Consider the following 19924-nt stretch of genomic DNA (forward strand, 5'->3'; position numbering starts at 1 on the left):
CCACCCGCTCGGACCTGCTGGCCCGCCTCGGCCGCACCGCCGATGCCATCGCCGCCTACGACGAGGCCATCACCCTGGCCACCAACGACACCGAACGAACCTTCCTGCGGACACGACGGGCACGCCTGACCCCGGACACCTGATCGGACCCCGGGAAGCCTGCTCCCTCTCGTGCGAGTGCGGCGGTCCGGTCGAACCGGACGACGAGAAAGGAATCGAGATCATGAAGCTCACCACCATCACGAACGACCCGATCACCGCGATGCCCGGCCACCAGGCGGAACCTCCGAACGGCGAGGGGATCCGCCCGCAGGTGGGCGAGGCCGGAGACGAGATGACAAGGAGCGTGCACACCGTGGACCAGGAGAGCGTGAGCGCCACCCTGACCGTCGCCGTGCCCGTCACAAGGGTGTTCGCGGTGCTGGCGGACCCGACGACCCATGCGGCGATCGATGGCACCGGCTGGGTTCAGGAAGCCGTCAACCAGGCGCCGCTCACCGAGGTGGGGCAGATCTTCCGGATGGACATGTATCACGACAACCATCCAGAGCGTGGCTACCAGGTGGTCAACAAGGTCCAGGTGCTCGACCCGCCGCGCGCCATCGGCTGGCTGACAGGGTACGAGAAGGACGACGGCGGGCTGGAGTTCGGCGGCTGGATCTGGCGGTACGACCTCGCACCGCTCGGTCCGTCCGAGACCGGGGTCACGCTCACCTACGACTGGTCGGCGGTGCCGCAGTTCAGACGGGAGTACATCCAGTTCCCGCCGTTCGGCCCCGAGCATCTCATCAACTCGCTGCACCACCTGGCCGAGCTCGCCGCGCCGCCGTCCCAGGCCTGAACGTTCCGCCTGGAGGCCGCCATGCCGTCCTCGACGGTGAGGGGTGTTCCCTCTCGTCCGCGCCAATCCCTGGGGCAACGCGTCGGGGCCGGTGACGTCCTCGGGAGCCGCCGGCCGGCGTCAGTCAGCCCGCAGGAGGGTGTGCAACCCGGCGGTGTCGAGGATGTGGGCGCGTGTGGGAAGGACCTGGTGGAGCAGGACGTCGTGCGTTTCGGGGTCAGGGTCGGCGACGCCGTCGGCCAGGACGTGGACCCGGTGGTCGCGGTCGGGTCGGTGGTGGACAGGCCGCCGTAACGGGTCTTACGTACGAGGATGTCGCCGTCCTGGGGAGCGAGACGTTCGTGGACAGCGGTGTCAGGGTCCGCGTGGTGCATGAGACGGTGCTGGGCGATCGGTGCGAACGACCTGTTGGTGGCCGGGATCGGGGCCCAGTCGGCCTCGGTGAAGCCGACCCGGACATAGGCGACGGTGCCGCCTCGGGCCCGAACGTCGGAGATGACCTTTTCCATGCGTCCCAGCAGGGCATCCCTGTCGCCTTCGGGGAGCAGCGCGAGGATCGCGGGCTGAAAGTCCATGACGAGCAGGGCGGTGTGCGCGGGATCGAGCGCGGGGGCGGTGCTCATGCGAGTGGTTGCCTTTCCGGCGGCGCCTGGTCGGCGTTCTCGGGTCGGGACGTACGGTCGTGTCGAGGGAGGAGGAGCGAGGTCGCCAGGAGGAGGACACCGGCGATCGCGATCGCGGTGCGGGGACCGGTGAGCCCGGCCAGCAGGCCCCACACGCCGGTCATGGCCGCGATGGTCGCCTTACTGGTGATCGACCAGGCAGCCAGCGTGCGGGCGACCCGGTCCGGCGGGAGCTGTTCGAGCCGGTAGGTAGCGAGAACCGGGTTGAACACGCCCATGCAGGTGATCAGCCCGAGTTCGACGGCGATGACGAGGAAGAGCCCGGTGGGGCCAGGATGGACAAAGGCCAGACCGAGTGACCAGCACGCGCGCAGCGTCCCGGCGGTGAGCATGACCTTGTGCCGCCCGAACCGGGCGAGGAGCGGGCGGGCCAGCCGCGAGCCGATCAGGCCGCCGATGCAGGGGACGCCGAAGGCGAGGCCGTACTGCCAGGGCGCGAACCCGAGGTCGCCGAGCATGAGGACGGCGAGCAACGGCGAGGCTGCCATGATCAGGCCGCTGACCAGGACAGTGTTGAAGAACAGCGGGCGCAGCGCCGGGCTGGCGAGGATGTACCGCCATCCCTCCAGCAGGTCTCCGGCTACGAAACGGGACGGTGTGGCGGTTCGCGCCGGACGTGGCTCCCGGCCGCCGATGGCGCGGATCCCCACGGCCGAGAGGAGGAAGCTGACCGCGTTGGCCGCCACGCTCGTCACCGGGCCCACCAGCCCGATCGCGGCGGTGCCGAGCGGCGGCCCGAGCGCGGTGGCGGTCCAGGTCGTGGCCTCGAACCGGCCGTTCGCGACGAGCAGGTCCTCCGGCCGTACGAGCGCCTTCAGACATGCTCCGCCCGCAGCGGTGAAGGCGATGTCGGCCGCGCCGACAACGACCGCCACGACCAGGAGGTGGGCGAAGCTCAACCAGCCGAGCACGTGGGCGGCGGGAACGCTCATCAGCGCCGCGAACCGGATCAGGTCCATCGCGATCATCACCGGCCGTTTGCGCCGGAACTCCACCCACGGCCCGAGCGGCACCGCGACCACCGCCCCGACCGCGAGCCCCGCGGCGGCCAGAACCGACACCTCGGTGGGCCCCGCGTCCAGCGCGAGAATCGCGATCAGGGCGAACGCGTCGAACGCGAGCCATGTGCCGAATGTGCTGACCGCGTACGCGGCCCAGAGCCACCTGAACCGCCGCCCCAGCGACCTTCCCAAAGCGCACCCCGCCATCTCTACGAAACAACCAGCCGTTGACTTGGGAGATCAAAGCGCGCAGCCGACAGGCCGGTCAAACAACCGACCGGCCGACGGTGCACAACTCAGAGTTGTGCCCTAAGGTCGGTCGGTGTGGATCTCGATGCTGTGCGTACGTTCGTCGCCGTCGTGGACACCGGCCAGTTCCAGGACGCCGCCGCGGATCTGTCGATCACCCAGCAGGCCGTCTCCAAGCGCATCGCCGGGCTGGAGAAGGACCTCGCCGTGCGGCTGTTCACCCGCACGGCGCGCGGGGCCCGGCTCACCATCGACGGGCAGGCGTTCCTGCCCCACGCGCGCGAGCTGCTGCGCGTCGCCGAGCGCGCGGTCGCGTCCGTGCTCCCCGGCAGCCGTCCGCTGCGCGTCGACGTGATCGCCTCGCGCAGCGCGGCCTCCGGCCTGATGCGCGCCTTCCACCGCGCGCACCCCGAGATCGAGCTCGACGTGGTGATGCTGTTCGATGTCGAGACGGCCGTCGCCGCCATCCGGTCCGGTGCGATCGACGTGTCCTTCCGCGCCGTCGGCGTGCCCGGCCGGGCCCTGCCCGAGGACGTCGAGTCCGTCCGGGTGCTCGACGAGGCGCTCCAGCTCCTCACCGGGCCCGCCCACGCGCTGGCCGGAGCCCGGTCGGTGACCGTCGCTCAGCTCGCCGGGCACCGGATCTGGATGCCCGGCATCGTCCCCGGCACCGAGTGGGCCGCCTACTACGACGATCTCGTCGCCGAGTTCGGCCTCACCATCGAGGCGACGGGCCCCAACTTCGGCTCCGACGCGCTCCTCGACACCATCGCCGACACCCCGGCCCTGGCCACTTTCATGGGCAGGGAGACCCGCCTGGTCTGGCCCACCGGCCACGGCCTGCGCCGCATCCCGGTGACCGACCCGACGCCCGTCTACCCGCACTCCCTGCTGTGGCGCCGCGACAACCCCCACCCAGCGCTGGCCACCCTCCGCGCCCACCTCGCCACCGCCGCGGCCGGCCACGACGCCGCCGGGACGTGGACGCCGGGCTGGGTGCTTCCACGCTGAAACGCCCGTCAGAGCTGAAACGCCGTCAGAGCCGAAACGCCGTCAAATTCGTGGCGCCCCGGTCGGCTACCTACTGGGCACCGGCACACCGTTTCCGCCCCAGGCGCATCGTTGTTCAGTTGTTCAGAGTTGTCAGGCCATGCTGCGAAGGGGTGTCGGACAACCCCTGCCCCCCTATAACAGGTCGTGCAGGCAGGACCGCTCGCCAACGTCGAGCGAGCGACGCATCGGCCTGACGCGGCGCCGGCCCGGCTTCCGGGCTGACCGTCCCTCTCCGAACCGACCTACGGAAAGGTCACGACATGCGATCTCGTACCAGAAGCACCGACCGTATCGGGGGAACCATGGTCAGACGAGCGAGCCGGCGGATCGCCACACTCGCGGCGCTGACTGTCCTGTCCGTGGTGGGCGCGCTGCAGGTCAGCACCGCGCCCGTGATGGCGGGCCAAGCCCTCGGCCCCGTCACGTTCCAGGTGAGCGCGGGGCAGTTCATGTGCCTCGACGCGGCCGCCGACCAGATGCGCAACGGCGGCAAGATCCAGCTGTGGACCTGCAACGGCCAGCCCCAGCAGATCTGGTACGTCGAGGCCAACGGCGTGATGCGGAACGGCCGGAACCTCAACTTCTGCCTGGAGGCGCACGGCCAGCAGATCCGCAACGGCGGCACCGTCCAGCTGTGGACCTGCAACTACTCGTCGTGGCAGCGGTGGTACGAGGGCCCCTCGCTGAGCCGGCAGAACGGGCAGAACCGCAGCCTGTGCCTGGACGCGAAGGCACAGGAGATCCGCAACGGCGGCCGCATTCAGCTCTGGACGTGCAACGGCCAGCCACAGCAGAGATGGACCCCACTCGAGGCCTTCTAGCCTGAACCGTCCTGGTTTGCCGGCCTCTGCGGGCACGCAGGCCTGGCCGCCGGGGGACGGCGCGACGTGGCACCGGTGGCGTCCGGGACGGTGTGCGCGTCACCGGCCGCGAGCCTGCCGGAGCGCGTCGCCGAGCGCCTCGGTGCTGGTCACACCGACGATCAGCGCGCCGTCCTCGAAGACGAACCTCGGCACGGTGGTGACGCCGTCCCGCCGTGCCGCGGCCACCTGCTCACGTACCTCGGCGACCCCCTCCTCGGTGGCGAGAAAGTCCCGCACCCGGTCGCCGTCCAGGCCGGCCCGCTCGGCCAGCTCGGTGAGCCGCGCGTGGTCGGCGACGTTCACGCCGTCGCGGAAGTACGCGTCGAAGAGGGCGGTCGCCAGCGCGGCCTGCACCGCGGCGCCGCGCTCGCGCAGGGCGAGCCACAGCAGCCGGTGCGCGGTCAAGGTGTTGACCGCCATCGCACGGTCGAACCGGTACTCGATCCCTTCGCCGGCACCGACCCGTGCCATCTCCGTGACCATCGCCTCGGCCTGGTCCGGACCGAACATCTCGACCACCGTGTCCATCAGTGGCCGGGGCTCCTCGGACGCGTCGGGAAGGAGCTGGTACGGACGATGGACGAGCTCGACGTCCGGCTCAGCACCGGCCGCGGCCACCGCGCGGTGGAACTGGTGCGTGCCGAGGCGGCACCACGGGCACGCGATGTCGCCGTACACCTCTACTTTCATCCTGGGTCCCTTCCTCTGTGGGGTAGCGGGCGGATCACGCCGGCCCGGGCCGGGGACCGGCGCTCGCGGTGGGTGCCCGCAGCACTCGGAGGGCACGGGACCATGCGAGGACTTCGTCCAGCATGGAGATCAGGGCGGTTTCCTGGCGTTCGCCGGGGGCGCAGACGCCGGCCCGGGAGTCGGTGAAGTCGAAGTCGAAGTACGGGTTGATCGCGACCTGGGCGTGTACGTCGGCGACTTTGATCTCGCCCATGGTCTGCCGTAGTTGTTCGGCGGCGCGGGTCCCGCCGTAGACCCCGTAGCTGACGATCCCGGCTGCCTTGTCGTTCCATTCCGCGTACAGGTAGTCGATGGCGTTCTTCAGCGCGGCGGGGACGGCGCTGTTGTACTCCGGGGTGACGAACACGAACCCGTCGAACCTGCCGATCGTGGCCGCCCACCGCTTGGTGTGCGCCTTCTGGTAGGCGCCGATGACCGCGGGCGCGGGCTCGTCCAGCAACGGCAGCCCGTAGTCGGCTATGTCGACGAGTTCGAGGCCGGCCTCCCCCGCCTTGACGGCAGGGTGCCGGCCGGCGGCCTCGGCGACCCACCGGGCCACGTCCTCCACGCGGCGCCCGGGGCGGGTGCTGCCCAGAATGATCGCGATCTGGATCATGGGCCTCCTCCTTGGGTTCTGTCTCGGTCGGGGCATGGACTCTTGCTCGCCGCCAGGTTGGTGCCGGCGTGGCCACCGATGACGAGCGCCTCATGATCGGGGCCGCGAAGCACCTTCCGACCGGAGGGACGTGCGGCGCACCGTCCGGGCCGACGGCCGCCCGAGGAGCCCGCGCAGCGGCCCCGCTTCAGGAATGCGCTCATGCTGCGAGCATCCCGGCACTGGGCGTGTCCGGGCCAGGCTGCCGTTTTCCTAGCCCTGGCAGGGCCAGGCTCGCCGTGAATACAATCGCGGTTGATGACGGAGACAGAGCTGGGCGCGTTCCTGCGCGCGCACCGCGAGGCGGTCCCGCCGGCCGCGGTCGGGCTCCCGAACGGGAACCGGCGCCGCACGCCCGGGCTGCGCCGGGCCGAGCTGGCCACGCTCGCCGGCGTCAGCGTGGATTACCTCACCCGGCTGGAGCAGGGGCGCGACCGCAGCCCGTCCACCCAGGTGCTCGCCGCGCTCTCGGAGACATTGGGTCTGTCCCGAGACGAGCGGATCCACCTGTACCGCCTGGCGAAGACCGCCGGCGGCGGCGTGTGCGACGGTGCCGCCGCGACGCGGGTCCGGACGGTGCGTACGACCGTGCAGGCGCTGCTGGACCGGCTCGAGCCCGCCCCGGCGCTGGTCGCCAACCCGCCCGGCGACCTGCTCGCGTGGACGGCCGGGTTCGCGCGGCTCGCCGGCCCGACCGGGCTGCTGGAGGCCGACCCGCCGAACCTCATCCGGTACGTGTTCACCGACCCGCGGGCGCACGATGCCCACCCGGACTGGGACGCGGTCGCCGGCGAGCGGGCCGCCGCGCTGCGGGCCGCGGCCGCGCTCGGCGACCCGCACGCGGCGCTGCTGGCCGAGGAGCTGACGATCATCGCCGCCGCCCGCTTCCGCGACCGGTTCGAGGGTTCGGCCGCGCTGCCCACGCGCTCCGGCGTCGAGCGGTGGGCGCACCCGGCGGTGGGAGAGCTGCGGCTGGCGTACGAGAGCCTGGAGCTGCCCGACCCCGACGAGCAGCGGCTGGTCGTCTACCTCGCCTCCGACGAGACCACCGCCGCCGCCCTCGACCGCCTCACCGACCATCACCCTGCCGCCTCCTAGCAGGTTGACGGTATGAGCCCAGCGCTCGCGCCGCAGACGGCGGTGGTGCTGCTGCTCACCCTCGGTCATCTCACCCGTGGCGTGGGGCACGGAACCATGCACGCCTTCCAGGCCCCGGTCTGACACCGGCTCGGGCTGGTGACAGATCGGCGATCACCCGGTTGACTCGTACGGGGAGCCCGACCGAGGAGGCGCTGTGATCAACACCGTGTTCGATCAGGACTACCTGCGAGACCCGCACGCGGCCTACGCCAGGCTGCGCCGCGAGGCTCCGGTCACGCTGACGGCCACGCCCCAGGGGGTCAAGGTGTGGCTGGTCACTCGCTACGAGGACGTCAAGGCCGCGATGACCGACCCGCGCATCAGCAAGGACTTCACCGCCAACCCGGAGGTGATCAAGGCGAACGAGCTGGCGGGCGGCGACAGCAGCGGGGCCGCCGCGGTCACCCCCGACAACATGCTGTTCTCCGACCCTCCTGATCACGAACGACTGCGCCGCATCGTCGTCAAGGCCTTCACCGCGGGGCGGATCCGGGCCCTGCGCCCGCGGATCGAGGAGATCAGCTCCGGGCTGCTCGACCTGCTGGAGCCCGAGTTCGATCTGCTCAAGGACTACGCCGTGGCACTGCCCGCCATGGTGGTCGGCGAGCTGCTCGGCGTGCCGGAGGCCGACTGGCCGAAGATGATCCGCCTGTCCAGCACCACGATCGAAGGCTCCGCCCGCGATCCGCGGGAGGTGGTCGCGGCCGCCGAGGAGACGCTGGCGTACCTGGGCGACCTGTGCGCGGCCAAGCGGGCGGACCCGGCGGCCGACGACCTCATCAGCGCCATGGTGCGGGTGCACGACGAAGGCGGCAGGATGAGCCAGGCCGAGCTCGTCGACACCGCCTGGCTGCTGCTCGTGGCCGGCCACGAGACCACGGTCCACCTGATCGGCAACGGCATGCGTGCGCTGCTCACCCATCCCGACCAGCTCGCCCTGCTGCGCGCCGACCCCACGCTGATCCCCGGCGCGGTCGAGGAGTTCCTGCGCTATGACGGGCCGCTGAGCACCTCCACCCTCCGCTTCACCACCGGGCCCGTGACCATCGGCGGCACGGACATCCCCGCCGGTGAGCTGATCCTGGTCTCCCTGCTGTCCGCCAACCGCGACTCCGCCCAGTACGAGCAGCCGGACCGGCTCGACATCGGCAGGGCGCCGAGCCCGCATCTGGCCTTCGGCCACGGCATCCACTACTGCCTGGGCGCGCCGCTGGCCCGCGTGGAAGGCGAGGTCGCCTTCAGCCACCTGCTGCGGCGGTTCCCCGCGATCGAGCTCGCGGTGCCCGCGGACCGGCTCGAATGGCGTCCCGGCATGCTCATGCACGGCCTGACCTCGCTGCCCGTCCGCGTCACTGCGGACAGCCGTTAGCGGGCTGTCTCCGGTCCGCATTCCGTGGGGCCGGCCATGCGATCAAGGCGGTCAGCGCCCGACCCCCGCGGGCCTCCCCAGCTCGTACGCCTCGATGAACGCCGCCTCCGTCCGCCGGCCGTCACTCGTCAGATAGCCGTCCCAGGCCAGCGTGACGCATACGGCGGCCGGATCGACGGCCGCCAGCGAGGATCGAGCCACCGTAAGATCGGGAGCGGCGATGAAACGGTTGAGTTCCCGTGCCCCGTCCCGCTGAAGAACGATGGTGAACGGCGGGAACCCTCCGGCCGAACCCTGCGCGCTCGACACCGCATGGTTGAGCGCGTCCTCGGCCAGCTCCGCGGCCGCTGTTCCGAGATTCTGGGTCACTTCGGACAGGGACGAACCGTTGTGCGGCATTGCCGAGCATCCTCCGGGTGATCGTGGTCGCTGTAGGGCTACCGCATTTTCCCACCAAGATCATGCCGATCGCTGAACCTTCACTCCCCGAGCTGGAGTTGCGAACGGCGAGGGTACGGACCACCAACGCGAAGCATGCGCTGAATCACGACACGCGACAATTCGGAAGCGCTCAGCTCCCCGCGGGCGGCCGTCCTGACGTGTCGCCGCCGTCGTCGTCCCACTGTGGGTCGTCGATGACGACGCACGGGCCGACGGCGCCGGAGACCAGCAGTGTGGCGAGCTTCCAGGACACCTTTCCGGTTACGGGGGGCTCCTTCTCATCGTCCTGTTCGCCGGCGAACTCCAACACCAACGTCCTGTCCTTACCGATGAGCCGAGGGTTGATGTCCAGCCCGCCCTCCCGCATGGTGACGAGCCCGTCCGCAGGCAGGACGCTCCTTCCTCTGTTCTTCTGGCACTGCTTGCCGGTCTCGAGGTACGTGATGTCCGCTCTGACGCCTGCTTCCCGCAGGTCCTCCTCCAGCCGGTCGGCATCCGTGAACTCGTGGATCTCGACCCCGACCGTGCCGTCGGCGTTCTTGCTCACGGCGTACGCGGGTGACTCCGTCCCCGTCAGCCACGGGGCCGCGAACGCCGCCGCGGCGGCCAGCGCGGCTACCGCGCCCCCGGCGTACAGCCTGCGGGCGATGCGGCGGCGCCGTTCAGCCCGGAAGGTGATCTCGGCCTTGAGGTCCATCAGCAGGTGCTCCTCGTATCTCATCCTGATGCTCCATCCATGACGAAGGGCAGGCTCCGCAATGCCCGGCGAGCGCGATGCAGACGTACCTTGGCGGCCCCCGGCCGGATGCCGAGGGCGAGCGCGGCTTCCGCGACCGTGAGCCGGTCGAGGACGACCAGCTCCAGCACGGCGCGCTCACCGTCCGGCAACCCGGCCATGGCCTCGAGGGCCTGCCTGGCGTGCCGCTCCGCGTCGATGCGCTCCTCAAGCCTGGCGACGTCGTCGGTGTCCAGCGGGCGCCGCCCGCTCACCCGATCGGTCAACCGGTGCCGCTTGAAGGCCCGGCGTCGCTCGGCGGAGATCGTCTTGCGGGCGATCCCGTAGAGCCACGCGATCTCGGTGCCCAGCTCGGCCCGGTACGTGCGGCCTGAGTCGAGCACCGCCACGAACACCTCGGCCACCAGGTCGGCGACGTCGTGCGGGTCGTCGACGCGACGGCTGAGGAATCGGGTGACTGCATCAACATGCCGCCGGTAGAAGGCCTCGAAGGCCACCGGATCCGTGGCAATCGATGCCTGTTTGCGGAGCACCGTTCGTCGATTCACACCCCTGCTTGGTGAGAAGCGGCGGAAGGGTTACATATGTCTTTGCCAAGTTCGGCAGATGATCGCTCTGACGAGGTCATGGGAAGCAAGGTGTCCTTCAGGTCGCCGTGGCCGTCGCGTACTCCGGGCGGCCGGTGGGCCGGTAGACCTGGATCATCACACCGCGCGGGGTGGTCCGGGAGTCGACCAGGTCGAGCGCGGTGTCCGGGCCGGTGTCGGGGAACAGCCGCATGCCCTGGCCGACGACCACGGGGCAGACGAACAGGGTGATCTCGTCGACGAGCCGGTTCTCCAGCAGCCACCGGATCAGGGCTCCGCTGCCGTGCACCTGCAGCTCCCCTTCCTGCTCGGCTTTCAGCTCACCGACGGCCGCCGCGACGTCACCGGAGAGGACGGTCGTGTTCGCCCACCGCGGGTCGGTGAGCGTGGTCGATGCCACGTACTTGGGCCGCGTGTTCAACGCCTCCGCGATGGGGTCGGCGCTCGGGTCGGGCCTGACGCCCCAGGAGCCGGCGAAGATCTCGTAGGTCCGCCGGCCGAACAGGAACGCGTCGGCGCGCTGGTAGACCTCGTTGAGAGACGTCATGGCCTCGTCGTCGAACAGCGGCGCGACCCATCCGCCGCGCTCGAATCCGCCCCTGCGGTCCTCGTCCGGCGCGCCGAGTCCCTGCATCACTCCGTCGACGGTGACCATCGTGACGGTGGTGAGCTTCATGATCGTGGCTCCTTCGAGTGGCGACCGGCCCGTTGCCGGCCTCTCATCTTGGCTACGAACGCGCTCGCCGCCCTTCGACACCACCACAGAAAGAAATCGGAGGACGTACTCACCCCGACCGCGTCCAAGGTGACGAGCGATCCGACGGCATCGGCGAGCCCGTCGTCAGGCACCCTTCCGCAGATCAGAGGGAGATGGGCCCGGCGTGCCGCTTGAAGGCCGGGCCGCCACGCCGATGCCGGACCCGGTCGCGACCCCGGCGCCGGCGTGCGCCGGACCGGGCCGGGCCGGCATGGGAGACCTCAGTGGCCGCCCCGCCGACCGTTCACAACGATGGAGTCAGTCGCCTGCGGAACGGGACGCGGGCCTGCGCAGCAGCCACTGCCCGAACGTACGACGCGGGGGCCGCACCACCACGCGGCCGTGGACCTTCTGACCGACCAGCTCCACTCGCAGAATGACCGGCGTATCAGGATCCGTCGAACTCTGCCGGTACGTGACCCTGCTGTGAACCATCTGCAGACCATCGGTATCGACCACGATGCCCGGCCTCGTGACCAGCGTCAGCGTCTTGCCCGTCATGTCCACGTCGATCCGCAAGGTGTCGTGCGTGATCACTGCGTCGGTGAAGTCGAGCGTCACCTCGCAGAACGTCACCGCCAGCTCCATCCTCCGCGGCACCACCCAGCGCCCCACGCGCTCGACCGCGCCGCTGTGGACTCGTTCGATCCGAACGATGTCCTTGACCTCTGCTCCGGTCGCCCCGACCGTAGCCGGTACGGGCGGCAGGTCAGCGGTGAGCACGGTCAGTTCGCTCAGGGTCCGCGCCGACAGGGCGGCTTCCAGGCGCTCGTCCAACTCCTCCGCGGTCAGCAGGCCGTCCCCCGCCGCGATGCGCAGCACATCCACCACCCGGTCCCGGTCCGCATGAGAAGCTCTCAGCTCGGGCGGCGAACTGGAGCCGGAGCGCTTCCCGGTGGGCGAAATCTCTCCCGACATGCTTCCGTCCTGCTCCTGTCGAACCTCTACGCGCGACGCGGGCAGCGGCGCGAGTAGAAGACTAACGCCATATCGCGACATGGATCCCGGCTGGTCCCATCACGGAGCGGCGACGGTCAGCGCCGGTTCACGGCATGCGGCAGCGCGCCAGGCCAGGGCATGAACGGATGCGCTGATCGGCAGGCGCACCGGTCGGCGTTCGAAGTGGCGTCACATGACGCTACCGCCGAAGCTGATCTCATTGCCTTCCGGATCCCGGTAGGTCACCTTGGTCACGCCGCCTTCGTACGTCTCGCGCTTGTCAGGCTCGATGCCCCGCCGGGCGATCTCGGCGACCCAGTCGTCCAGGTCTTCGACGAACCACAGCACCAGGGCGTTCCCTGCCCGTTCCGGATCCTGCACGATGTAGACGTACCGGCTCTCGGCCACCTCCCACACCGCCTCGATGTCGTTCGGCAGGAACGAGGGCTGCCTGCCGAGGAGTCGCTCGTACCATGGCAACGCGGCGGCGTAGTCGGTGACGGGGATGCCGGCGAAGAGATCCAGCGCCATGTCGTCCTCCACTCGTAGTCGATGTGTCGCTGGTACTGACTCCGGTGGTGTCGGAAACTCATCGGCGCCCGTCCCACGCCGGCGCATCACCGAGAGAATCGCCACCACCGACCGTACAAGGTGACGACCGATCTTCCCGCACCGGGAGTTCACGGGCATGAGAAAGCGGTTCGCCGGGAGCCTGCCATCTCCTCGAGTTCCTTGGTCACCTCAGCGACCGGCTCGCTCTCACCGACTCCGAAGCGCTGCCTTCCGCCTCAGTGATCGCCGGACGGTCAGCCGATCGGTGGGTCCGGGTCAGCCGTCCGGTGGGGGCGCGATTCAGCCGCCGTACCAGGAGATCGGCTGATGTGCACCCGGTCGCGGTGCTGGGACGGTGAGGACAACCGGTCAGGCAGTGAACCGGCGCAGGAAGGACGGCGGATGGGTCAGTCAGGGAGCAACCAGGTGAGTCGTCGGCGGCTGCTCGCCGGTGCGGGGGCCGCCGTGGCGGGCGGCACGCTGGGGACAGGGGTGACCGGCTCGGCGGACGCGGACGCCGGGCCGGAGGTGTTCGGGCCGGTGCGGATCCGTCCGGGCGACCCGCGGTACGACAGCCTGCTGCGCGGCAACAACTTCCGCTTCGCGGGGCGGCCGGACGAGATCCGCGTGGTCGGCTCGACCGATCAGGTGGTGCGTACGGTGACGGAGGCGGCGCGCGCGGGGCGGCGGGTCGCGGTGCGCAGCGGCGGCCACTGCTTCGAGAACTTCACCGCCGACCCGGCGGTGCGCACGCTGCTCGACCTGTCCGCCATGGACGCGGTCGGCTACGACGCCGGCAGGAGGGCGTTCGCGGTGCAGCCGGGAGCCACGCTCGGGCAGGTGTACCGGACGCTGTTCAAAGGCTGGGGAGTGACCATCCCCGGGGGCAGCTGCCCGGCGGTGGGCGCCGGCGGGCACTTCGCGGGCGGCGGGTACGGGGCGCTGTCGCGCCGGTACGGCTCGGTGGTGGACCACCTGTACGGCGTGGAGGTCGTGGTGGTCGACCGGGACGGCACCGCCCGCGCGGTGGTCGCCACCCGCGAGCAGGACGATCCGCACCGCGACCTGTGGTGGGCGCACACCGGCGGTGGCGGCGGCAATTTCGGGGTGGTCACCAAGTACTGGCTGCGCTCGCCCGGCACCACCGGCACTGACCCGGCCAAGCTGCTGCCGGCCTCGCCGGCGCAGATGCTCGAGTGCGTGCTGGCCTGGTCCTGGGAGGGCATGACCGAGCAGGCCTTCACCAGGCTGGTACGCAACTTCGGCACCTGGCACGAGCACAACAGCGCACCCGGCTCGCGGTCCGCCGGCCTGTACGCGGTCTTCCTCCTGTCGCACCGCGGCGCCGGGTACTTCTCGCTGGCCGTGCAGATCGACGCGGGCCTGCCCGGCGCGGACGACCTCGTGACCGAGTTCGTGTCCGCGGTGACCGCCGGCACCGGCGTCGAACCGTTGGTCAACACCCGGCGGACCATGCCGTGGCTGCACAGGATGACCTGGCCGGGCACGGGCGAGGCCGGCGACGCGACCGCCCGCCGGTACAAGAACAAGGCCGCGTACCTGCGCCGCTCGCTGACCGATGAGCAGCTCGCCACCGTCCACCGCAACCTGACCGACTCCGCCGGGCACGCGAGCTCCGGCATGCTGCTCATCGGCTACGGCGGCCAGGTGCGCGCGGTGGCGCCGGAGGCCACCGCGGTCGCGCAGCGCGACGTGGTCATGAAGGCGGTCTACTACACGACCTGGAGCGACGCGGCCGACGACGCGGCCAACCTCTCCTGGGTCCGCGCCTTCTACCGCGACGTGTACGCCCGCACCGGAGGCGTGCCGGTGCCCAACGAGGTGAACGACGGCTCCTACATCAACTATCCCGACGTCGACCTGGTCGACCCGGAATGGAACACCTCCGGCGTACCGGGGCGCACGCTGTACTACAAGGACAACTACCCCCGCCTCCAGCAGGCCAAGGCCCGCTGGGATCCGCGCGGCGTCTTCCGGCACGCCCTGGGGATCGAACCACCCGCCTGACCACCAGCACCGCGCCGATGACCGTCCCACAGTGCTCAAGCGCTCTGTGGTCTTGTGGGTCGAAGAGGCGATGGGCCGGTAGGCGTGGCGGCCTTCACCAGCTCCCAGAAGACCGAGCACGGCATCGACCGTGCCACCTCCTGCCGGGCGCTCGGGGTGTCGCAGCCTTGGTGCCGCCCATGGAAGAGCCGCATCGGCCAGGATGCGCTGACGGCTCGTGAACGGCGACGGGCCGACGCGGACGGCGCTCGCGGCGGATGGCATCCATCGCGAGCGCCGTGCACCGTGAGCGTCCCGTTCGCACGGTTTGGCTATCGGACCGCGAGCCTTCGTAAGCTCGTGGATCGAGACCTTGCCGTCGCTGGTGCGGGCCTCGACTCAGGCGGGCAGGACGTTGTCGGCGAAAGCGCCTTCCATGTTTCCGCGCTCCTCGAAGACGAACACGATGTACGTCTCGAAGTATTCACCCGGCTGCCCCGCGACCCGCGCGATGCCGACCTTGGTGCTGGCCTTCCAGACCAACTGCGTGAAGTGGCCGGCGCCGGAGGAGAACCGGGCGGCGGCGAAGTCGTAGGCGGCGATCTCGTCGTACCACTTCTTGACCGCGGTCGATCCGGGAAGGGCTTCAGCGTCGCCGCCCCAGAAGATGTTCTCGCCCGTCTGCGCGCGCAGGCCAGTGTGACCGGCCTTGAGCATCTCCTGTTCGGAGCGGGAGGAGGCCCGCTCCAACGCGTAGGCGTTGAGTTCCGGGTCCATCACCATCGGTGGCGCGTGGTGCTTGGCCCGGTAGGCGTTGGCTTCGGCGAGCGCCTCGGCCTGGAACTCCGGCGTGGTGGCGTTGGGCAGGGCGGGGCGTGTTCCTGTCATGAGACATCCCTTGAACAGCGCTAGGGCAGCCTGCCGCGTCACGATCGCTGCTCATCGTGTTTCACCGGCAGCAGACGGCTGCTCCTGCAGCCGTCTGCTTCGCATCGTCTGCCGCCCCGCGGACATCCACCAGGTATGACCCCTGTCCAACATCGGACACGACACTGCTGGGCGCTCGGGCGCATTCGATTTCTCGGACCTGGAGCTTCGGGAGGCGGTGGGGGTGGGCCCAGGCGTGGCTCAGTGGCGGGGGGGTGAGTACACGCTCATTCCCCTGCCGGACGATCCGTGGAAGGCACTGGTCCTGCGCGGCGAGCGGGCCGCGTTCATCCAGTTGTCCGCAGCGCGAGCCGAAACCGGACCGCCCAACCCCCACCGACCTGGCCGACCGCCGAGAATCGGCAGATCAGGCGCCGCTACCGCATCGTGAAGAGCGCACGGATCGAGCCCACCGTCACACACTTCAAGGCCTTCTTCGTCACCGCCGGCACGACCGGCTCCCAGACGCTCACGCTGGAGACCTCGACCACGATCACCGTCGAGGTGGGCACGATCACGCAGATCCTCGCCGGCTTCAACATCGGCACGCTCGGCAGGGTGGAGTCGTTCGTGAACCGGACGGTCAAGAAGATCACGGCCTCCACCGAGCATCAACTGCGACCGGGTGGACCAGGGCGGCGGCGCGTACGCCCTGAAGTGGGTCGAGCGTCCTGGCGGGACGTACACCGACGTACACAGTGATGGAGGAGGGCGCGATCCGTTGCGAGGACGCCGTGCCGCCGAACAGCCTGATGCGGCTGGCGCAGATCCAGCTGGGCTGCGACGGCGTCGCGGCCCGTGAACGGGCCGAGCGGCAGGCCGAGGCCGGCAGGCAGGCGAAGGCGAGCGAGCCGCCACGGGTGATCGCCCCACTCGCCGTGCCGCCCGGCTTCGTCCGCGACTCCAACCTCTACCGGATCATGACCCAGGACCGGCTGCTGGCCTTCTACGACGCGTCAAGCAGCGAGGAGATCCGGCTTGAGGGCGTGACCAGCAACGCCCGGGGGTTGTGGCGCATGTGCCAGGGCCCGCAGAGCAACGGCGAGACCGAGCACATCTTCATCGGCATGGGCATGGCCGACGGCACGGGCACCTTCCTCATCGAGCGAGCGTGAGGTTGGCCGGGAGCGGCCGGCGCCGCGGCGGCGTCCCCGCTCCCGGCGAATTGGGGGCATTCACCCGGGGAAGGGATGAGCGCGGCGGTTGTCACTCCTGCCGCTCCCAGGTCCTCCACGCCGGCATCAACGTCAAGAGGGAGGCGCTCGCCTTCACTACACCCGCAACCGCGCCGCCGACCTCCAGAAGTATATGCGTTTCGCATATACTTCTCCTATGCAGTCGATACTGGAAGCAGCCATCAACGAGTGGCATGCGAGCGTGAACGAACGCGACCTGGAGCGTTCAGCAAGGGCGGTCGGCAACCCGATCGTCGTCCTGGGCCCCAAGGGCGCCGGACCGATCACACCTGGGCAGTTCGCGGAGTGGGTGGAACGCTCTGGGATCACGTTGCGCCCGCAGTCGTGGCATCCGATCAGTGAACGCCTCATGATCGTGGAGGAGGATGCCACCTGGCCCGAGAGCAAGACGCCAACTCGAGTGGCGACGGTGTTCCGGGTAGCCGATGGAAAGGTGACGGCCGCCCTCCGGCTGCCCAATCTGAGGCAGGCGCTGGAGCTGGCCTACATCTGCCGCGAGATGGCGGCCACCGAGTGACCACTCCCGGGCCTGGACAGGGCCTCTTCGCGTTTGTCCGGTACTGGTCACGAAGGCCACAGGCCGGCAACCCCGAACTGGCCGAACGAGGCCGGCTCGTGCTCGTCGTCGAGGCCGTCCACGCGCTGACCCAACGGGGGGTCGCGGCAACGGTCAATGCCGTGGCCACGGAGATCGGCATCGACCAGAGCGGCGCATCGCGTCTGGTCAAGAGCGCAACCGAGGCCGGGTACCTGACCATGCATGCACCGGACAGAGACGGGCGCCAGCGCCGGGCGACACTCACCGCGTCCGGCCGTACCATGCTGGATCAAGCCCATGACTGGCAGGAGCGGGTCTTCGACCAGCTGACAGAGGGCTGGAGCGAGCAACGACGCCGTGATTTCCAGCAGGCGATGACGGAGCTGATCGACCGGTCCTACGCGTTGGACCCATGACGTCGTCGTGCGAGCCGGGGCCGGTGCACTCGCCGGAGGTCCGGCGCGGGCACGGCGCGTTGTACGGCGGGCGTGCCGGCCGTATTCGTTCGTCGTCGCGCCGGAGATCAGCCGCACGTCGTGAGCGGCACCGCTGGACGTGGGGCGGCGGGGACCCGGACGTGCTCATCGGACCGACGCCGGCTACGACGTCGGTCCGATGAGCGTCCAACACGGCCGCACCTCGCAGCACAACGACCATCCGAACGCGCGGTGACTTACTGTTTGTCCGGCGTGGTGTGGAGGTGCATGCGTTCGCCTGGCCGGCCGAAGATGCTCAGGACTTCCGCGGGGCCCTCACCGGTGCTGCCGAACCAGTGCGGCAGTTGGGTGTCGAATTCGGTTGCTTCGCCTGTCCCGAGGACGAAGTCCTGGTCGCCGATGATGAGGCGCATACGACCGGACATGACGTACAGCCATTCGTACCCGTCGTGAACTCGCGGGTTCGGTGTTGACTGGTCGGCGGGAATGATGATTTTCCATGCCTGGATGCCGTTCGGCTGCCGAACGAGCGGAATCACGGTGCGGCCGTTCAGCTGTCGCGGCTTGAGCCGGATCCGGGGGTCGGCCACCTCCGGGGCGCCGACGAGGTCGTCCAGCGGTATGCGGTAGGTCTGGGCGAGTGGGAGGAGCAGTTCGAGGCTGGGACGACGCTGGCCGTTCTCCAACCGGGACAGCGTGCTCTTGGAGATGCCGGTGCGCTCCGACAGATCGGTCAGGGTGACACCTCGCTGGGTGCGGATCCGCTTCAGGCGCGGCCCTACCAGGTCGAGTGCCGCCGTGATCGCCGAGGAGTCGTCCACCCGCTCATTCCACGGGCATTTCCCGTAAATGGCAACGAATGTTGTTGCCGCATCCGCGGGCGCGCACGCTGACTGTCATGGACGAATACGACGTAGCGGTCATCGGCGGCGGGGCCGCCGGGCGCCAGGAGGTGGACGGGTATGGCGGATCTCCTGCACTCCCCCACCTCCATGGGTACGAGGTCCGCGACCAGCCGATCGCGGTGCTCGGTGGGATCGCGGACACCGTCCAGCACGCCCAGCTCGTCATCCACGGCCTCATGCCACAGCTCCACCGACTTCGCACACGGCTCGTCACCGGCCGAACCCGGCCATCCCGCTCGTAACTACACCTGACAAGGACGACAACCATGACCACCACTCGCAAGACCGCCGTCACACCGACGTACGCCCGCCCGCCGACCGGCGAGACGACGACCATGAAGGCGATCGTGCAGGACACGTACGGCCCGGCCGACCGCGTCCTGCGCCTGGCCGACGTCGACCGGCCCACCATCGGGGACGATGAGGTCCTGGTCCGGGTGCAGGCCGCCGGCGTGGACCCGGGCACCTGGCATCTCGTCACCGGCCTGCCCTACGTGATCCGCCTGGCGGGCTTCGGAGTGCGTGCCCCCAAGACCCGCGTCCGCGGCCTGGACCTGGCCGGGCGCGTCGTGGCGGTCGGCAAGGACGTCACCGGGCTACGGCCCGGCGACGAGGTGTTCGGCATCGGCGAGGGAGCCTTCGCCGAATACGCCCGCGCCCCACAGGACAAGCTCGCCCTCCGGCCGAAGAACCTCACCGCCGAGCAGGCGGCCGCCATCCCCGTCTCGGCCCTGTCCGCGCTCCAGGCCGTCCGCGACAGCGCGGACGTGCGGCCCGGCCACAACGTGCTGATCATCGGCGCCTCCGGAGGCGTCGGCACCTTCGCCGTGCAGATCGCCAAGGCCTTCGGAGCCGACGTCACCGGCGTGTGCAGCACGGCGAAAGCGGGCCTGGTCCGCTCCCTCGGCGCCGACCACGTCATCGACTACACGCTCAACGGCATCAGCGACGCCGGCCGGCGCTACGACGTCATCCTCGACATGGGAGGGAACCGGTCGCTGACACACCTGCGGCGCGCCCTCACCCCGCGCGGCACCCTCGTCATCGTCGGGGCCGAAGCGGACGGACGATGGATCGGCGGCGCCGCCCGCATGCTGCGGGCGCCCCTGCTGTCGCGGCTCGTCCGCCAGAAGCTGGTCACGCTCGTCAGCTCGGAGAACGCACGCGACCTGCTCGCTCTCACCGAACTCATCGAATCCGGCACGGTGACGCCCGTCCTGGACCGGACCTTCCCCCTGCACGAAACCCCTGCGGCCATCGGTTACGTACGGCAGGGGCACGCCCGAGGAAAAGTCGTCGTCACCGTGTGACCGGCACAG

At 70.0% G+C, this 19924-nt stretch carries 24 protein-coding genes and 1 pseudogene; 13 read left to right on the forward strand and 12 right to left on the reverse strand.

What is annotated here, in order from left to right:
• The first annotated feature begins 223 nt into the window (after positions 1-223).
• Together ACTWPW_RS50030 and ACTWPW_RS50035 are read left to right on the forward strand one after the other, a co-directional pair.
• Complete coding sequence (locus ACTWPW_RS50030; protein WP_375118108.1) at positions 224-841, forward strand: hypothetical protein; 618 nt, start codon at positions 224-226, stop codon at positions 839-841.
• A 141-nt stretch (positions 842-982) separates the two neighbouring features.
• Positions 983-1135: a hypothetical protein gene (locus ACTWPW_RS50035; protein WP_443173034.1), complete on the forward strand. Its 153-nt coding sequence runs from the start codon at positions 983-985 to the stop codon at positions 1133-1135.
• Positions 1136-1170: 35 nt separating this feature from the next.
• On the opposite strand, the pseudogene ACTWPW_RS50040 reads toward ACTWPW_RS50035, so the two are convergent.
• Together ACTWPW_RS50040 and ACTWPW_RS50045 are read right to left on the reverse strand one after the other, a co-directional pair.
• Positions 1171-1464 (reverse strand): annotated as a pseudogene (locus tag ACTWPW_RS50040) (cysteine hydrolase); the annotation flags it as partial.
• Positions 1461-2717: an MFS transporter gene (locus ACTWPW_RS50045; protein WP_375118109.1), complete on the reverse strand. Its 1257-nt coding sequence runs from the start codon at positions 2715-2717 to the stop codon at positions 1461-1463. The pseudogene ACTWPW_RS50040 and the gene ACTWPW_RS50045, both read right to left, overlap by 4 nt.
• Before the next feature lie 132 nt (positions 2718-2849).
• Here ACTWPW_RS50045 and ACTWPW_RS50050 point away from each other — a divergent pair, with 132 nt between their 5' ends.
• Positions 2850-3785, forward strand: coding sequence for a LysR family transcriptional regulator (locus tag ACTWPW_RS50050; RefSeq protein WP_375118110.1), 936 nt, complete (start codon positions 2850-2852; stop codon positions 3783-3785).
• A gap of 344 nt (positions 3786-4129) precedes the next feature.
• A complete protein-coding gene (locus ACTWPW_RS50055; protein WP_375118111.1) occupies positions 4130-4648 on the forward strand; it encodes an RICIN domain-containing protein in 519 nt (172 codons plus the stop codon).
• A gap of 99 nt (positions 4649-4747) precedes the next feature.
• On the opposite strand, the gene ACTWPW_RS50060 is transcribed toward ACTWPW_RS50055, so the two are convergent.
• Both ACTWPW_RS50060 and ACTWPW_RS50065 read right to left on the reverse strand, forming a co-directional pair.
• Positions 4748-5380, reverse strand: coding sequence for a DsbA family oxidoreductase (locus ACTWPW_RS50060; protein ID WP_443173011.1), 633 nt, complete (start codon positions 5378-5380; stop codon positions 4748-4750).
• Between the two features lie 34 nt (positions 5381-5414).
• The gene (locus ACTWPW_RS50065; protein ID WP_443173012.1) at positions 5415-6035 is read right to left on the reverse strand and encodes an NADPH-dependent FMN reductase; all 621 of its coding nucleotides are present in this window, start codon (positions 6033-6035) and stop codon (positions 5415-5417) included.
• Between the two features lie 297 nt (positions 6036-6332).
• Here ACTWPW_RS50065 and ACTWPW_RS50070 point away from each other — a divergent pair, with 297 nt between their 5' ends.
• Positions 6333-7172 carry a helix-turn-helix transcriptional regulator gene (locus ACTWPW_RS50070; protein ID WP_443173013.1) on the forward strand — a complete coding sequence of 280 codons (840 nt, stop codon included), beginning with the start codon at positions 6333-6335 and terminating at the stop codon, positions 7170-7172.
• Between the two features lie 196 nt (positions 7173-7368).
• The gene (locus ACTWPW_RS50075; RefSeq protein WP_443173014.1) at positions 7369-8583 is read left to right on the forward strand and encodes a cytochrome P450 family protein; all 1215 of its coding nucleotides are present in this window, start codon (positions 7369-7371) and stop codon (positions 8581-8583) included.
• A gap of 51 nt (positions 8584-8634) precedes the next feature.
• Here the strand turns inward: ACTWPW_RS50075 and ACTWPW_RS50080 are convergent, their stop codons facing one another.
• From ACTWPW_RS50080 to ACTWPW_RS50105, 6 genes are all read right to left on the reverse strand, one after another.
• Positions 8635-8982 (reverse strand): hypothetical protein, encoded by a 348-nt coding sequence (locus ACTWPW_RS50080; RefSeq protein WP_443173015.1) that lies wholly within the window; start codon positions 8980-8982, stop codon positions 8635-8637.
• Positions 8983-9154: 172 nt separating this feature from the next.
• Positions 9155-9745 (reverse strand): hypothetical protein, encoded by a 591-nt coding sequence (locus ACTWPW_RS50085; RefSeq protein WP_375118118.1) that lies wholly within the window; start codon positions 9743-9745, stop codon positions 9155-9157.
• Positions 9742-10257, reverse strand: a complete 516-nt coding sequence (locus ACTWPW_RS50090; protein ID WP_375118119.1) for an RNA polymerase sigma factor — start codon at positions 10255-10257, stop codon at positions 9742-9744. Before ACTWPW_RS50090 ends, ACTWPW_RS50085 begins: the two co-directional genes overlap by 4 nt.
• A 148-nt stretch (positions 10258-10405) precedes the next feature.
• Positions 10406-11023, reverse strand: coding sequence for a dihydrofolate reductase family protein (locus ACTWPW_RS50095; RefSeq protein WP_443173016.1), 618 nt, complete (start codon positions 11021-11023; stop codon positions 10406-10408).
• A 339-nt stretch (positions 11024-11362) separates the two neighbouring features.
• Entirely contained in the window at positions 11363-12103 is a 741-nt protein-coding gene (locus tag ACTWPW_RS50100; RefSeq protein WP_443173017.1) for a DUF1707 SHOCT-like domain-containing protein, read from the reverse strand.
• A 129-nt stretch (positions 12104-12232) separates the two neighbouring features.
• The gene (locus ACTWPW_RS50105; protein WP_375118122.1) at positions 12233-12574 is read right to left on the reverse strand and encodes a VOC family protein; all 342 of its coding nucleotides are present in this window, start codon (positions 12572-12574) and stop codon (positions 12233-12235) included.
• Between the two features lie 447 nt (positions 12575-13021).
• Between ACTWPW_RS50105 and ACTWPW_RS50110 the strand changes: the two genes are divergently transcribed.
• Complete coding sequence (locus tag ACTWPW_RS50110; protein ID WP_443173018.1) at positions 13022-14623, forward strand: FAD-binding oxidoreductase; 1602 nt, start codon at positions 13022-13024, stop codon at positions 14621-14623.
• A gap of 378 nt (positions 14624-15001) precedes the next feature.
• Here ACTWPW_RS50110 and ACTWPW_RS50115 read toward each other — a convergent pair whose 3' ends face one another.
• The gene (locus tag ACTWPW_RS50115; protein ID WP_375118124.1) at positions 15002-15490 is read right to left on the reverse strand and encodes a CAP family protein; all 489 of its coding nucleotides are present in this window, start codon (positions 15488-15490) and stop codon (positions 15002-15004) included.
• A gap of 426 nt (positions 15491-15916) precedes the next feature.
• Between ACTWPW_RS50115 and ACTWPW_RS50120 the strand changes: the two genes are divergently transcribed.
• The 4 genes from ACTWPW_RS50120 to ACTWPW_RS50135 all read left to right on the forward strand — a co-directional run bounded on the left by ACTWPW_RS50120 (position 15917) and on the right by ACTWPW_RS50135 (position 17679).
• Positions 15917-16231, forward strand: coding sequence for a hypothetical protein (locus ACTWPW_RS50120; protein WP_443173019.1), 315 nt, complete (start codon positions 15917-15919; stop codon positions 16229-16231).
• Positions 16231-16644, forward strand: a complete 414-nt coding sequence (locus ACTWPW_RS50125; protein WP_443173020.1) for a hypothetical protein — start codon at positions 16231-16233, stop codon at positions 16642-16644. Before ACTWPW_RS50120 ends, ACTWPW_RS50125 begins: the two co-directional genes overlap by 1 nt.
• A gap of 217 nt (positions 16645-16861) precedes the next feature.
• Positions 16862-17242 (forward strand): hypothetical protein, encoded by a 381-nt coding sequence (locus tag ACTWPW_RS50130; protein WP_443173021.1) that lies wholly within the window; start codon positions 16862-16864, stop codon positions 17240-17242.
• A gap of 98 nt (positions 17243-17340) precedes the next feature.
• Positions 17341-17679, forward strand: a complete 339-nt coding sequence (locus tag ACTWPW_RS50135) for a MarR family winged helix-turn-helix transcriptional regulator (protein WP_443173022.1) — start codon at positions 17341-17343, stop codon at positions 17677-17679.
• A 257-nt stretch (positions 17680-17936) separates the two neighbouring features.
• Here ACTWPW_RS50135 and ACTWPW_RS50140 read toward each other — a convergent pair whose 3' ends face one another.
• Complete coding sequence (locus ACTWPW_RS50140; protein WP_443173023.1) at positions 17937-18521, reverse strand: helix-turn-helix domain-containing protein; 585 nt, start codon at positions 18519-18521, stop codon at positions 17937-17939.
• Positions 18522-18598: 77 nt separating this feature from the next.
• On the opposite strand from ACTWPW_RS50140, the gene ACTWPW_RS50145 reads away from it, so the two are divergent.
• Positions 18599-18847 carry a hypothetical protein gene (locus ACTWPW_RS50145; RefSeq protein WP_443173024.1) on the forward strand — a complete coding sequence of 83 codons (249 nt, stop codon included), beginning with the start codon at positions 18599-18601 and terminating at the stop codon, positions 18845-18847.
• 24 nt (positions 18848-18871) lie between these two features.
• Positions 18872-19915, forward strand: a complete 1044-nt coding sequence (locus ACTWPW_RS50150) for an NAD(P)-dependent alcohol dehydrogenase (protein ID WP_375118131.1) — start codon at positions 18872-18874, stop codon at positions 19913-19915.
• Positions 19916-19924: the final 9 nt, after the last annotated feature.

Origin of the sequence: Nonomuraea sp. KM90, from assembly GCF_052246675.1 — a bacterium.
Lineage (GTDB): Bacteria > Actinomycetota > Actinomycetes > Streptosporangiales > Streptosporangiaceae > Nonomuraea.